The following is a 13,779-nucleotide window of genomic DNA, read 5'->3' as shown; positions in this document are numbered from 1 at the left end:
TCCACGCCCCGGAGACCACGATGACACTCCTGACCGAGAAGCGCGCACCGCGTGCGCACAAAGAGACGCACAAGATCCGCGGCAAGGTGCACCTTCGCGAGCACCTGATGGGATGGCTCTTCGTCGGGCCGTTCGGGGTCGTCTTCCTGGCGTTCCTCATCGCGCCGCTGTTGTACGCGCTGTACCTCAGTCTCTTCCAGAAGAAGCTGATCGGCGGCACCAGCTTCGTCCTGTTCGACAACTACGTGAAGGCGTTCACCGACCCGAGCTTCCTGTCCGGGGCGTGGTTCGTCATCCGCTTCTCGCTCGTCGCCATCCCGCTGCAGATCGTCATCGCCCTCGCGATGGCCCTCATCCTGGACGCGGTGACGTCCCTGTTCGCCCGCTTCTCCCGCCTGATCATCTTCCTGCCGTACGCGATCCCGACGGTCATCGGCGCGGTGATGTGGGGCTTCCTGTACAGCAAGGGCTTCGGCCCGCTCACCGACATCTTCGGGTTGTTCGGCGCGGACGCACCCGATTTCCTGAGCAGCAACCTGATCTTCTACGGCCTGCTGAACGTCGTCACCTGGCAGTGGGTCGGCTACTACATGATCATCCTGTACGCGGCGTTGCAGGGGGTCGACCCGACGCTCTACGAGGCCGCCCGCATGGACGGCGCCGGACGATGGCAGATCGCGCTGCGGATCAAGATCCCGCTGATCGCGCCCGCGCTGATCCTGATCCTGGTCTTCTCGCTCATCGGCACCCTGCAGTTCTTCAACGAACCGCAGATCCTGCGATATCTCGCCGCGGGCACGATCGGGTCGGACTTCACCCCCAACATGTACGCGTACCAGCAAGCGTTCTCACTCGCCAACTTCAACTACGGTTCGGCGATCTCGTTCGCCCTCGGCGGAATCGTCTTCATCTGCGTGTACGCATTCCTGTTCTTCACCCGCAAGCGGAGGAGTTTCCTCTGATGGCCGACCGCACCAGCGTCACCGCAGGCCCACGCCGGCCGCAACGCTACCTTCCTCTGCAAATCCTTCTCGGTTTCATGGTGATCTACTTCCTCGTGCCGTTCTGGTGGGTGATCGTCAACAGCTCCAAGGACGCACCGGGCCTGTTCAGCGGCGGCAACACCCTCTGGTTCTCCGACCAGATCGACTACCTCGGCAACCTCCGGCAACTCTTCACCTACGACGGCGGCATCTACCTGCGGTGGATCCTGAACTCCACGTTGTACGCACTCGCCGGCGGAATCGGCGCCACGATCCTGTCGGTCATGGCCGGCTACGGGTTCGCCAAGTACCGTTTCGCCGCCCGGCGCTTCAGCTTCGCCGTCGTACTCGGCGCGTTGATGGTGCCCGCCACCGCCCTGGTCATTCCGACGTTCATCATGTTCTCCCGGCTCGGCCTGACGAACACGGTGTGGGCGGTGATCCTCCCGTCGCTGCTCAATCCGTTCGGCGTCTACCTCATGCACGTGTACGCGCGCGACGCGGTCCCCGACGAGCTCCTGGACGCGGCGCGGGTCGACGGCGCGGGTGAGGTGCGCACGTTTCTCCAGATCGCTCTTCCCATGATGCGTCCCGCGGTGGTCACCGTGCTGCTCCTGTCCGCTGTGGCGTCCTGGAACAACTACTTCCTGCCCCTGGCGATGCTCTCCGACAACCGGCTCTTTCCCGTCACCGTCGGCCTCGGCCTGTGGCAGGGCATCGCGTCCGCGAACAACACCGGAACCACCTCGCTGTGGAGCCTCATCATTCTGGGCTCACTCGTGTCCGTGCTCCCACTGATCATCGCGTTCTTCAGCCTTCAACGGCACTGGCGCGGCGGGCTGTCCGTCGGAGGTCTCAGGTAGGTCACTCGTCCCCCGCCACGCGGGGATGAACAGAAAGGTGTGCTGATGTCGACGACGGATCGTCCGCTGCGCAGCGGGCAGTGGTTCGGTGCGGAGGGCCGCAACGGGTTCATCCACCGGTCCTGGATGCGCAACCAGGGTTTCGCCGACGACGTCTTCGACGGTCGTCCGGTGATCGGCATCGCCACCACCTGGTCCGAACTGACACCCTGCAACGCCCACCTGAGAGACCTGGCCGAATCGGTGAAGCGGGGTGTGTGGGAGAGCGGCGGCCTGCCGCTGGAGTTCCCCGCGATGAGCCTGGGCGAGCCCCTGATGCGACCCACGACGATGCTCTACCGCAATCTGCTGGCGATGGAGCTGGAGGAGCTGGTCCGCGCCAACCCGCTCGACGGGGTGGTCCTGCTCTCCGGTTGTGACAAGACCACTCCCGGCCTGCTGATGGGGGCGGCGAGCGTCGACCTGCCGACCCTCATGATGACCGGTGGGCCGATGCTCAACGGCAAGTTCCGTGGCCAGGACATCGGCTCGGGCACCGTCGTCTGGCGCTTCACCGAGGAGATGCGGGCCGGTCGGATGACCGCGGCCGACTGCGCGGAGGCCGAGGTCGGCATGTCCCGCAGCCGGGGTCACTGTATGACCATGGGTACCGCCTCCACGATGGCCTGCGTGACCGAGGCGCTGGGCGTGCAGCTGCCGGGAGCCGCCGCCGTGCCGGCGGTCGACTCCCGCAGGTACGCGCTCGCACACGCCGCCGGACGCCGGATCGTCGACATGGTCGAACAGGACCAGCGGCTGTCCTCGGTGCTCACCAGGCAGGCGTTCGAGAACGCCATCCGGGTCAACGCGGCGATCGGCGGTTCCACCAATGCCGTCGTACACCTGCTCGCGATTGCCGGACGCCTCGGCGTACCCCTGTCGCTGGAGGACTTCGACACCCTCACCGCCGATGTGCCCATGCTGGTCAACCTGATGCCGTCCGGGGCGTACCTCATGGAGGACTTCGCCTACGCGGGCGGCCTTCCGGCCGTGATGACGGAGATCGCCCCGCTGCTGCACCTCGACCACGTCACCGTCAGCGGCAAGACGGTGGCCGACAACATCAGCGGTGCCCAGTGCTGGAATCGGGACGTCATCGGCACCATGGCCGAGCCTTTCCAGGCCGCCGGCTCGGGCACCGTGGTGCTGCGCGGTTCGCTCGCGCCGTCCGGGGCGGTGCTGAAGGTCTCCGCCGCGTCCGCCCATCTCCTCACGCACACCGGGCCGGCGCTCGTCTTCGACCGGATCGAGGACTACGTCGTCGCCGCCGACGATCCGGACCTCGACGTCACCCCCGAGACGGTGATCGTGGTACGAAACGCAGGGCCACGTGGCTACCCCGGCTTCCCGGAGGTGGGTAACGTGCCCATGCCGCGACGGCTGCTCGCCGACGGCATCACCGACATGGTGCGGATCTCCGACGCCCGCATGAGCGGCACCGGGTACGGCACCTGCATCCTGCACGTGGCGCCGGAGGCGTCCGTGGGTGGCCCTCTCGCGCTGGTGCGCACCGGTGACCTGGTCCGAATCGACGTCCCGACGCGGCGGCTGGACCTCCTGGTCGACGACGACGAACTCGCCCAACGCCGTTCCGGCTGGCAGCCACCACGGCCGACGGCCGACCGCGGATGGACGCGCCTGTACAGCGAGCACGTCCTCCAGGCCGACAGGGGCGCCGACCTCGACTTTCTCGTCGGCGGCAGCGGCAGCGCCGTGCCCCGTCACTCACACTGACGGGCGGTCAGCTCTGTTGGTAGTTCACCGCGGCGAACCCACAGGGCTGGTGCAGGTGCAGGTAGTAGGCGCCCTCGCCGAAGTCGTCCAGGTCCGCGCCGCCGAGCAGGCCGACATAGTCCATCGGTTGTCCGCAGCCGGGGCAGTCGGCGTGCTCGGCGTCCTGGATCCAGTCGGGCCGACCACCCAGCGCCGACCCGCCCCGGTTCCAGGCACTGCACAGGTGAGGGCTCGGCAGGGCCGGCCCCAGGACCGGGATCTGCGTCGGCGGGTCCTCCGGTTCGGCCGCGTCCGGGAGGTAGCTCGGACGGGTGTTGCCCGCCCACCAGGTGGCGTCGCCGGCCGGCGTGACCCGGCTGTACAGCGTCGTGTAGCAGGCGCAGAAGTGGCAGGTCTCGATCACCAGTCGGCCGGACCAGCGGGTGTGTGCCAGCGCGGCGCCGACCGCCGGTTCCGTGGTGTCGAGGTCGACCGCGACCCAGAGCGGTGACGCGCACCATGGACAGGTGGGTCGGTCCGCGCGCCGGGGTGTTTCGCGCATGACCAGGCGGTACGCGGTATCCCCGCAGAGGTCCCGCCGGTTGCCGGTCGGGTCGAGCGTCCAACCTCCTTCCAGCGCGTAGCTCAGCGCACCGACGTGCAGCCTGTCCGCGCCGGCTGGCGGTTGCGTCGACCAGCGGCGCATCGCGCTCTCGGCGAGCGGGTGTGCGGTGTGCGCCAGGACCAGCAGCAGATGGTTGAGCCGGTCGGGCGTCCGTCCGTGGTCGATCTGGTCGATGACCCGGCGGACCACATCGGCGTCCGCCGCACGGTACAACTTCGCCGGCCACAGCACGTCGAGGTCGAGCAGGAGGCCCTGGTACGGGGCCAGCCGCCGGGGATCGGCGTCCGCGATCTCGCACAGTTCCTCGATGGCGTCGTCGTCCTCGGCCGCGATTCTCCTGATCAGCTCCTCGATCACGAGCGGATGGTAGCCGGGTCTCCGGCGCACGTTCCTGGTCCCCGAGGCGGTGGGCGGCCTACCGACTCGCCGCCCACCGCTGGGTCACGTCGCGTCGGCAGTTACGACAGGATTTCGACGTATCCGTCGGTGCCGTTCACGCGAATCCGCTGCCCATCGCGGATCAGCGTGGTCGCGTGCCCCACGCCGACGACGGCGGGCAACCCGTACTCCCGGGCGATCACCGCGCCGTGCGTCATGAGGCCGCCCACCTCCGTCACCAGCCCCCGCACCGCGACGAAGAGCGGTGACCAGCTCGGGTCGGTGAAGGCGGTGACCAGGATGTCGCCTGGTTGGAGGTCGGCGTCGGCCAGGTCCCGGATGACGCGAGCGCGTCCCTCGACCGTCCCGCCGGAAACCGGGAGGCCGACCAGCGCGCCGCTCGGCACGTCGTCACGTCGGTACGACCCGGAGAGGGCCTCACCCTCCGACGTGAGCACCCTGGGCGTGGTGAGCGTCTGATACGACCTGAACGCCTCCTTCCGCCGGCGGATGAGTTGATCATCCGCCTGGTGGGTGCGTGCGACGTCGTGAAACTCGTGGAACGTGAGGTAGAAGATGTCGTCCGTCGCGTTCAGCACGTTGGCCTGTACGAGGCGCTCGGCCTCTGCCAGAAGGGCCTGCTTGTAGACGAAGTAGCGGCGGACGATGGCGTACTTCGGATACTCCCGATATCCGATGAAAGTGCGGACCCGGTCGATCGTCCGCTTGGTCTCATCGGCCTTCTGGTACCCGCCCGGCAGTGCCCGAAGGCGTTCCAGGATGTCCTGTTCCTTCTTCTCCGCCTCCTGGCGGCCCTGCTCGAAGCGCCGCTCGCGGGCGCCCGGCTCGAAGTTCCTGATGTTGTCGAGGATGAGGGGCGCGAGGGTGCTGGGGCGTTCGCTCCAACGCGGCCTGGTGATGTCGATCTCGCCGACGCAGCGCATCCCGTACCTGTCGAGGTAGTCCTGGATGGCGTCTCGCGCTTCCTGGCCGCCCGGAAGTCCGGCCAGCTCGGCGAGGAAGCCCTCGTCCTCGATCTCCTCCAGGAAGGCCACCACCTCCGGATGTGGGCGGATGACGTCGGCGACGTCCAGGAGCGCCAGCCCCATCTCCGACGTGACGTTGTGGGGTGCGGACAACGTGAGTGTGTCGGCGGCGTTCTTCTCGCCCAGCCATCCCTGTAGCCGGTCGTTGAGCCACCAGGTGGCCTCCATCCCCGCCATGATCGCCTGCATGCTCAGCGGATCACTGAGGAGTCGCTTGTGCTCCTGGAAGGCCTCCAGCAGAAAGTCGAACAGCGCCGGTCCGGTCAACGGCGCGATGTCGCGCCGCAGGGTGGCGATGGACTCCTGGCTTCGCCTGATCAGTTCGGTGACGATGGCCGGATCGGTCTCGATCGGGGCGGACGGGCCGCCGGCCGGCGGCCGGACGGGACCGGCGTCCGGGAGCGTCGGGACGAAGTCGCCGCGATCGAGGATGGTTTCCAGCGCGTCCCTGGTCAGCGGATCGGACCTGCCCGCCATCTCCAGGAAAGCGGCGCGGTTCGCGGGCGATGCCAGGAGCCGGGTGCCGTCGACGAACAGCCTCCCGCCGGCCGCGTGCATCGGTGCCATCGCCGTCAACTGCCACATGGAGAGCCCCAGCGGCTTCATCGGGTCGGTCATCATCTGCTGGTGACCCACGGAGAGATAGACGTGGTTCTCCGCGTCGTCGGTCTCCGGGATGGGGAACAGCGTGGTGATCGGCCGGCTCTGGACGATCTGGAAGTCATCGTCGATTAGGCACCACTCGATGTCCTGCGGGCGGCCGAACTGTGCTTCGATTCGCCGCCCGAGCCGCACGAGCCGCACGACCTGTGCATCCGTCAGCGCCGGCTGCTCCTGCCGGTCCGGGTCGATCGACTGTTCCTTCGTCCCGCCGCCGGGCAGGGCGTGGATGGCGAGCCGCTTGGCGCCGATGGCCCTTTCGATGATCTCGCCGTCGCGCACCCGGTAGGCATCCGCGTTCACCAGCCCGGAGACCAGAGCCTCGCCGAGGCCGAAGCTGGCCTCCACGGAGGCGACCTTCCGGTTGGACGTGACGGGGTCGGCCGTGAACAGGACGCCAGCCGCCTGCGGGAAGGCCATCTTCTGTACGACAACGGCCATCTGGACCGCGCGGTGGTCGATGCCGTTGCGCTGGCGGTAGGTCACTGCCCGCTCCGTGAAGAGCGACGCCCAGCACCGGCTGACGTGCTCGAGGATCGCCGCCGGTCCCAGGACGTTCAGGTAGGTGTCCTGCTGGCCTGCGAAGGAGGCCGTCGGCAGGTCCTCGGCCGTCGCGCTGGATCGGACGGCGTAGGCGGCTCGTTCGTCGAGCTGGGTGAGAGCCCGGCGGATCGCCGCCGCCACGTCGTCGGGGAGAACGATTCCTTCGATGGTCCGTCGGATCTGCGCACTGAGTGCGCGGACCCCTTCCCGGTCGTCCGGGTTCAGGCGGGACAGGTGATCGAGCTGCTCCTCGATCGACGGCGCCTCGGTCATGACCCGGCGGAAGGCGTCGGTCGTCACGCAGAAGCCATCCGGCACACGGACGCCGTCGATCCGCGACAACGCCCCCAGGTGCGCGCCCTTGCCGCCAACGAGGGCGACCTGCGACTCGTCGACCTCTCGGAGGCTCACCACGTACTGCTCGATCATCGCGATCCCTCCGAGAAACTCCACAACAACAACACACGCATGCAGTGTCCCAATTCTTCATCCGTTCCTGGCTCCGGCCGACGATTCTGCGCCAGGACCCGGGTCTTGCGGCAAGCCCCACCGTGCGATATATGTTTTAGTGGGAGCACTGCGCATCGCTTGCCGGCGCGATCACCAGCTGGACCGCGAGGCGTCAGGTCCGCTCGTTGCCCTCGTAAAGATCGAAGTAATACTGATTGATCCCGTCGGTTCTGCCCCGCAGTCCTTCGGGGTCAAGGACGTCGTGCCCGATCCCGAACTCGCGCGGCAACTCGTGGGCCGCAAAGGCGGTGTCGTTCAGATCAGCGATGGCTCTCGGGATGTCAGCCGCCGCCTGAAGATCGATGAAACCGTCGTTCGGCGAGGTGACGACCGCCAGCTCGCGCAGGTGTGGGTTCTTCGGATCGGCCGCGACGTTGCCGACGATGCGCAGGTACTGCGACATCGCCGCAGACGAGAAGCCCTCGGCGTCGACCCGGTCGGGGGCCAGACCAGAGCCGAAGAGGACAGTGAATGGCTTGACCGCGAGGTCGGGCACCCGAGCGGGGTTGGGTTTGTAGAGGGGCGACAGCAGAAGAACACGATGCACCACGTCGGGCCGGTGGCCGACAAGCCAGGTGGCCAACACCCCTCCGCCGGAGATGCCCACGACGCCGCTGGCGTGGGATCGCCACCGCTCTCACCCTCGAAGCGCTGCGCATCATCCGCGAGTCCGGTCGGCGCATCGCCACCCTGCAGGCCAGCAGTGACGGCGAGCCGGTCTACCGGCGCATGGGCTTCGAGGTCGTGTCCCACTATCGCCTGTTCGCCATTCCCCAATAGCGGTCGGAGTGCCGGGGACGTGGCGTTCCGTAGCTAGCCGCACACGTGCCGGAATCATCGCGCCGGCCAAATGGGGCGCGTGAAATCCGCGCGGAAAAGCGGTAACCAAACCGGTCGGCCAGCCCGTCAGTTCAGGTGGCGGGGTTGCCATGGTGGGCGGCCGGCTGGAAAGGAATTACGGGACATGGACGACGTCCGTAGTCGTTTCGGGGACGACCTGGCCAGACATCCCGCCCCGCCGCTGGGTGACCTGGTCCAACAGGCGGTGGTGCAGGGCCGCCGACTGCGTCGCCAGCGCCGCCTGGCGCAGTTCGGCGCTGGCGGGTCGGCGCTGGCGGTGCTGCTCGTGATCGGCCTGGCCGCCGGGCCGCTCAACGTCGGCGGGGACGATGCCGGTCAGCCCGGCGGGCTGGGCTTCGGTGCCCCGGGAGGGCCGGTCGGCACCGCCGGGACGTCGTCCTCGGACGGGGCACCGGGCGAGGGTGAGCGGGGTCCCGGCGCCGGGGAGCTGCTCCGAGAGCCCGGTGGGTCGCTGCTGCCGACGCCCTCGACCAAGGTGATCGACACCGTGAGGATCAGGGAGAAGCCCAGGGGTGAGCTGCTGACCACCACGGAGCAGGGCGCCCTGCTGCTGCTGACCCGGCTCCTGCCGAGAGGGAGGACCAGCGGTTATGCGAGCCTGCCCAGCGTCGGGGCAGGGCCCGGCATGCCATACGTCCAGCTCTACCTGGACCGGGGCAAGGGACCGGGCATGCTGCGGCTCTCCATCTACCAGGACAAGATTGGCGGCGACCCGGCCCCGGGAACGGTGGAGCTGACCGAGGTGCCCGGCAACTGCGTACAGGACAAGATGGTGACCGTCCACCACGGCGGCGGCCTCCAGGTCGACCTGCTGATCTCCACCTGCCTGGCGTGGGACGGCACGCAAAATCCCTCGGCGGCGCCCGTCCTCACCGTGGACGAGGCGGTCGGGATCGCGGCCAACCCGATCTGGGGCACCAGGCTGCCGGCCGAGATCGTGACCTCCGGCGAGAAGCTTTACCCGGCGCTGGCCCGGTCGAATGACTGACGACGACTTCGTCGAGTTCGCGCAGGCGGCCGCTGGCCGCCTGCGCGACGGCGCGTTTCTGATGTGCCGCGACTGGCATCTCGCCCAGGACCTCACCCAGACGACGCTGGCCAAGGTGTACGCCAACTGGCGGCGGGTCCGCCGGGCCGACGATCCGCACGCCTACGCCCGCAAGATACTGGTGCGCTGTGTGATCGATCAGCAGCGGCGTCGGTCAAGCCGCGAGTTGGCGATGTCGGCGCCACCGGATCGTGGTGAGGAACATCCGGCCGAGCTGCGTATGACGATGCTCGACGCGATAGCCACCCTGCCGTTGCGGGATCGGGCGATCATCGTCCTGCGCTACTGGGACGACCTGAGCGTGGAGGCGGTTGCCGAGATCGTCGGCGTCTCCACCGCGGTGGTCAAGAGCCAGAGCATGCGCTCCCTCGCCCGTCTGCGCGAGTTGCTCGGCGACACCCGGCTCGAGCTGTTCGCCGAGGAACGCCATTGACCGATCCCGTCCCGGCGGCGGGTTCTCGGACGGTGACCGCGGCGAGCACGGCCGCCTACCGCTGTGCGCGTGGCGTGCGAGCTGGCCACATTCTTGGGGAGGTCCATGGTGTCGGTGTCGAGCGGCAGAACGCGCCGAGGCCCGGTCGCAGTCGTGTCGGCGGTTCTGTCGGCGTTGGTGGTGTTGACCGCAGGTTGCCAGCGGTGGGAGCCGGCCGTCGAACCCGGTGAGCGACACACCGTGAACGTGGACTGGAGCGATCCGAGCATGCTGCTGCGGGCAGGCGAACTGGGCTCGAACTGGCATGAGGGCGACGCTCGACCCGGTCTGCCGCCCTGGCCGTGGGAACAGAACGACTGTCCCGACTATCGAAGCGGCGACTACACCGCCAAGTCACATCGACGGGGTGCCGTGGAGCGCTATTACCACCCGTCGGACGGCTCGCCGTCGGCCCATCACGTCGTGGAGAGGTACGAACCTGGATGGGCTGAGCGGAATTTCGACGACGTCCACCGCGTGCTACTGCGGTGCGCGAGCTATGGGGTCCTCGGCTCGCAGGTCTCGTTCGACATCGTCGATTCCGCGTATCTCAAGGGCGTCGGGATGCTCGTTCGAGGCCGAATCGCGCATGCGGACACCCCAGCGGCCGTTACGTATTTCGTCATGGTGAAACGAGGCGAGTTGGTTTCGACCTTCAGTCTGCCCGATCCGGGCAGCCAAGCCGCAGTGGATTCGGTCGCAGCGACAGCGGCGGCCCGCCTTGGCTGAGCGGAAGGGCCGGCAGCTGCCTCGCCGCTGGGTCGTGTCGGCGGTCACGCTGTCTCTTGCCGGCGCGGCGACTGCCGCCTACGGTGCCACCCGCAGTCGCCCCGGAGCCGGCGCCGCCTCGTCCAGTTCCTCTCCCGCCCGACCGATCCCCACCACACCGGCGGTCGACCGGATCGAGCAGGTGAGAACACGAGTCAGGGCCTATGTGGAGCGGTACGACGGTCACCTGGCGATCGCGGCACTGGATCGGCGAGGGACGGCCGCGGTGACGGTCGGCGCCAGACGCTTCGAGACGGCCAGCATCGTCAAGGTCAACATCCTCGCGGCCCTTCTGCTGCGCCAGAAACCGCCGGGGAAGGCCCTCAGCTCCGAAACCCGACGTCAGGCCGAAGCCATGATCGAGTCCAGTGACAACGACGCGGCGGTCGCCCTGTGGCAGAAGATCGAAGGCTCGCGCGGCCTCACCGCCGCGAACCGGGTACTCGGTCTGCGTGAGACCAAGCCCAACTCGCACTGGGGACTCACCACGACCACGGTGGCGGACCAGATTCGTCTGCTGTCCGCGCTGACATCGACGACGGGACCGTTGACCCCGGAGGACCGACGTCTCGTCATGGGCCTCATGGCGAAGGTGGTCCCCGAACAACGATGGGGAGTTACCGCCGCGCGGGAGACCGGCAACCGTGGCACCTACGTCAAGAACGGCTGGGACACCGCTGATGCCGATGGCGGCCGCTGGTTGGTCAACAGCATCGGACGGATCGTCGAGGCTCGTCACGACTGGCTGATCGCCGTGCTCTCCGACCATCACGTGAGCCAGGAAGAGGGCGTCCGCGTCGTCGAGAAAGCCGCCACCTATCTGCTTCGGGAGCTGCGCGCCGCCACTGCGCAGGAGACCCCCTCGCCGGAATAGGCCGGCTCGCTGAACTCGCGGCGTCCCGGTGCGCGGACGCCGATCTGTCGATCATCCAAGGGCGCAGGGTGGCCGACCGACCTGTTCGGCGAGCAGGCGGTTCTCGCGGGCGGTGTGACGGCACTGGTGAACACCGGGTTCGAGGTGCTCACGGAGGCCGGCTACCAGCCCGAGATCGCATACTTCGAGTGCCTGCACGAGCTCAAACTCATCGTCGACCTGATGTACGGGGGTGGCATCGCACGGATGCGGTACAGCATTTCCGACACGGCCGAGTACGGGGACTACAGCCGGGGCCCGCGAGTCATCGACGCCCGCGTGAAGGAGGAGATGGTCCGCATCCTGGCGGAGATCCGATCGGGTGAGTTCGCCCGTGAATGGATCGCCGAGGACGATGCTGGCCGGCCCGACTTCACCAGGTATCGGGAGCAGGCGGCCGCCCAGCCGATCGAGGAGACCGGTCGTGCCCTGCGGGCGATGATGAGCTGGGTCGACCGTCCGATCACCGAGACTGCCTGATCCGGGCTCGATGCCCGCCGTCGACAGCGGCGCCGAGGGCGGTCGCACCCTACCGGGGCGCGCTGGTGGACCGATCAGTCCTGGTGGCGGGGTCGCCGCCGATGGAACATTCCGGGGCGGATTCCCTCACTCGTGGCACCGTGATAGATGATCATCACGACGATGCCGACCAGGCCGAGCAGGGGATTCACGATCCAGCCGAGCAGTCCGGTCAGGCCGTAGAGGATGAGCCCGGTGATCGGCCGCGCCTCCTGCGCGCGGACCTGGCCCCGGCCGACATGCTCGCCGAGCAGCGCGGGGTGGCGGCGAAGATACGCGAAGAACACCAGCCAGGGCGCCGACATCAGTGCCGCCGCGACCGAGTAGATGACGACGGCCACACGTTTGGTCGTTCCTGTCACCATCGGTGAGGGCCGCCGCGAGGACCGCGGTCGGGAACGGGATGACCACCACGCCGAACAGGAGCGCGAGATTGATCCAGTTGAGCGCGAGCGTGGTGCCCCGGACCAGCCGGATCACCGCGTGATGGTTGAGCCACAGCACGCCGATGTAGATGAACGACACCGTGAACGCCAGGAAGGACGGTGCCTCTTCGAGGAGTGACTCGGCCAGGTCGCCCTCGTGGAAGTCGGGCACCCGCAGGTCCAGCACCAGCAGGGTGATGACGATGGCGAAGACGCCGTCGCTGAACGCCGCCACCCGACCGGAATCGGCCAGTCTGGGGCCGGGCCCGGTGGGCGGGTCCTGTTCGGGAGCCGCGGACATTGACGCAGGCTAACAGTGAGGCAACGGACCGCGACCACGATCACCGAAATCCCCGGCAGGCCCGATCACGGTCGACACGTCAGCGACCTGCCGCCCGCTCGTCGCGGTGCGCAACCGGGCGGCGTTCCTTGGAGATTACGACTTGACGAACAGCATGTTATCGCTCACAGTCGATGGACAAGGACGACGGCACCCACGGCTTACCGGGCAAGCCTGCTACGTCGACCTCGAATCAGACGTGCGTCAGGGCATGCCGGGATCGTGTTAACGCGAACAATCTCGCTGCATGCGCCCGGCCGCGCGTCGCGGTGCGCCCGTCTCGGGTGAACCGTTCGGCTCCTGGTCACTGGAGGAGGATCATGTCTGCCCTCGATAGGTCACCATCGATCGCCGCGCCGTCGCGGCGGCGGCGAGGATGGCTGCTGCGGCTCGTCGCCGCCAGCGTGGCGGCGGTGGTTGTCGGTGGTGCCGCCGCGGTCGCGGTGACGACGCCCGCCGCCGCGGCGACGGTTGACACCACCGCGTGGTACGTGTTGGTCAACCGCAACAGCGGCAAGGCCCTGGACGTGTACAACCTGGCCACAAACGACGGCGCCCGGATCACGCAGTGGGCGCGGAACAACGGCAACCAGCAGCAGTGGCAGTTCGTGGACTCGGGCGGTGGCTACTACCGGTTGAAGTCGCGCCTGTCCGGCAAGGTGCTGGACGTCTACAACTTCTCCACCGCCAACGGTGCCAGCATCGTGCAGTGGAGCGACAGCAACGGCACCAACCAGCAGTTCCGGCTGGCTGACTCGGACAGCGGCTACGTCCGGTTGATCAACCGGAACAGCAACAGGGTGATGGAGGTGCAGGGCGCCTCGACCGCCGACGGTGGGAACATCGTCCAGTACGACGACTGGAACGGCAGCAACCAGCAGTGGCAGCTCGTCCGTGTCGACGGCGGAGGCAACCCCACCACCCCGCCGCCGGGTGGCACGTGCAACCTGCCGTCGACGTACCGGTGGTCCTCCACCGGTCAGCTGGCGACCCCGCGTTCGGGGTGGGTGTCGCTGAAGGACTTCACCGTCGCGCCCTACAACGGCCGGCAGCTCGTCTACGCCACCACCCAC

12 protein-coding genes and 2 pseudogenes are annotated in these 13,779 nt (G+C 68.0%); 9 read left to right on the top strand and 5 right to left on the bottom strand.

All coding sequences use genetic code 11. From position 1 onward, the window contains the following. Positions 1–20: 20 nt before the first annotated feature. From JNW91_RS00920 to JNW91_RS00910, 3 genes are read left to right on the top strand one after another with little or no spacing between them, the layout of a single operon-like run. Complete coding sequence (locus JNW91_RS00920) at positions 21–962, top strand: carbohydrate ABC transporter permease (RefSeq protein WP_203173053.1); 942 nt, start codon at positions 21–23, stop codon at positions 960–962. After that, the gene (locus JNW91_RS00915) at positions 962–1,846 is read left to right on the top strand and encodes a carbohydrate ABC transporter permease (RefSeq protein WP_203173052.1); all 885 of its coding nucleotides are present in this window, start codon (positions 962–964) and stop codon (positions 1,844–1,846) included. The genes JNW91_RS00920 and JNW91_RS00915 overlap by 1 nt, the downstream gene beginning before the upstream one ends. A gap of 45 nt (positions 1,847–1,891) precedes the next feature. Beyond that, positions 1,892–3,619, top strand: a complete 1,728-nt coding sequence (locus JNW91_RS00910) for an IlvD/Edd family dehydratase (RefSeq protein ID WP_203173051.1) — start codon at positions 1,892–1,894, stop codon at positions 3,617–3,619. A gap of 7 nt (positions 3,620–3,626) precedes the next feature. On the opposite strand, the gene JNW91_RS00905 is transcribed toward JNW91_RS00910, so the two are convergent. The 3 genes from JNW91_RS00905 to JNW91_RS00895 all read right to left on the bottom strand — a co-directional run bounded on the left by JNW91_RS00905 (position 3,627) and on the right by JNW91_RS00895 (position 7,967). Beyond that, the gene (locus JNW91_RS00905) at positions 3,627–4,580 is read right to left on the bottom strand and encodes a hypothetical protein (protein ID WP_203173050.1); all 954 of its coding nucleotides are present in this window, start codon (positions 4,578–4,580) and stop codon (positions 3,627–3,629) included. A 101-nt stretch (positions 4,581–4,681) separates the two neighbouring features. Then, positions 4,682–7,279: a rifamycin-inactivating phosphotransferase gene (gene rph / locus JNW91_RS00900; protein ID WP_203173049.1), complete on the bottom strand. Its 2,598-nt coding sequence runs from the start codon at positions 7,277–7,279 to the stop codon at positions 4,682–4,684. A 193-nt stretch (positions 7,280–7,472) separates the two neighbouring features. After that, the gene (locus JNW91_RS00895; protein ID WP_203173048.1) at positions 7,473–7,967 is read right to left on the bottom strand and encodes an alpha/beta hydrolase family protein; all 495 of its coding nucleotides are present in this window, start codon (positions 7,965–7,967) and stop codon (positions 7,473–7,475) included. A 357-nt stretch (positions 7,968–8,324) separates the two neighbouring features. On the opposite strand from JNW91_RS00895, the gene JNW91_RS00890 reads away from it, so the two are divergent. The 5 genes and pseudogenes from JNW91_RS00890 to JNW91_RS00870 all read left to right on the top strand — a co-directional run. Beyond that, positions 8,325–9,209, top strand: coding sequence for a hypothetical protein (locus tag JNW91_RS00890; protein WP_203173047.1), 885 nt, complete (start codon positions 8,325–8,327; stop codon positions 9,207–9,209). Further along, positions 9,202–9,702: a SigE family RNA polymerase sigma factor gene (locus tag JNW91_RS00885; protein WP_203173046.1), complete on the top strand. Its 501-nt coding sequence runs from the start codon at positions 9,202–9,204 to the stop codon at positions 9,700–9,702. The genes JNW91_RS00890 and JNW91_RS00885 overlap by 8 nt, the downstream gene beginning before the upstream one ends. Positions 9,703–9,855: 153 nt before the next feature. Further along, the gene (locus JNW91_RS00880) at positions 9,856–10,470 is read left to right on the top strand and encodes a hypothetical protein (protein WP_203173045.1); all 615 of its coding nucleotides are present in this window, start codon (positions 9,856–9,858) and stop codon (positions 10,468–10,470) included. A 34-nt stretch (positions 10,471–10,504) separates the two neighbouring features. Beyond that, positions 10,505–11,383: a serine hydrolase gene (locus tag JNW91_RS00875; RefSeq protein WP_203173044.1), complete on the top strand. Its 879-nt coding sequence runs from the start codon at positions 10,505–10,507 to the stop codon at positions 11,381–11,383. Positions 11,384–11,455: 72 nt separating this feature from the next. Then, a pseudogene (locus JNW91_RS00870) lies at positions 11,456–11,902 on the top strand (ketol-acid reductoisomerase); the annotation flags it as partial. Between the two features lie 74 nt (positions 11,903–11,976). Here JNW91_RS00870 and JNW91_RS31585 read toward each other — a convergent pair. Together JNW91_RS31585 and JNW91_RS33780 are read right to left on the bottom strand one after the other, a co-directional pair. After that, positions 11,977–12,282 carry a hypothetical protein gene (locus tag JNW91_RS31585; RefSeq protein ID WP_238424048.1) on the bottom strand — a complete coding sequence of 102 codons (306 nt, stop codon included), beginning with the start codon at positions 12,280–12,282 and terminating at the stop codon, positions 11,977–11,979. Between the two features lie 70 nt (positions 12,283–12,352). Next, a pseudogene (locus JNW91_RS33780) lies at positions 12,353–12,667 on the bottom strand (TMEM175 family protein); the annotation flags it as partial. Positions 12,668–13,026: 359 nt separating this feature from the next. On the opposite strand from JNW91_RS33780, the gene JNW91_RS00860 reads away from it, so the two are divergent. Further along, the coding region (locus JNW91_RS00860; RefSeq protein ID WP_203173042.1) for a non-reducing end alpha-L-arabinofuranosidase family hydrolase at positions 13,027–13,779 on the top strand (753 nt) is incomplete at its 3' end.

Origin of the sequence: Micromonospora parastrephiae, assembly GCF_016802865.1 — a bacterium.
Lineage (GTDB): Bacteria > Actinomycetota > Actinomycetes > Mycobacteriales > Micromonosporaceae > Micromonospora > Micromonospora parastrephiae.
Note: the sequence above shows the minus strand (reverse complement) of the source record. Positions and strands in the feature narration are given on the sequence as shown.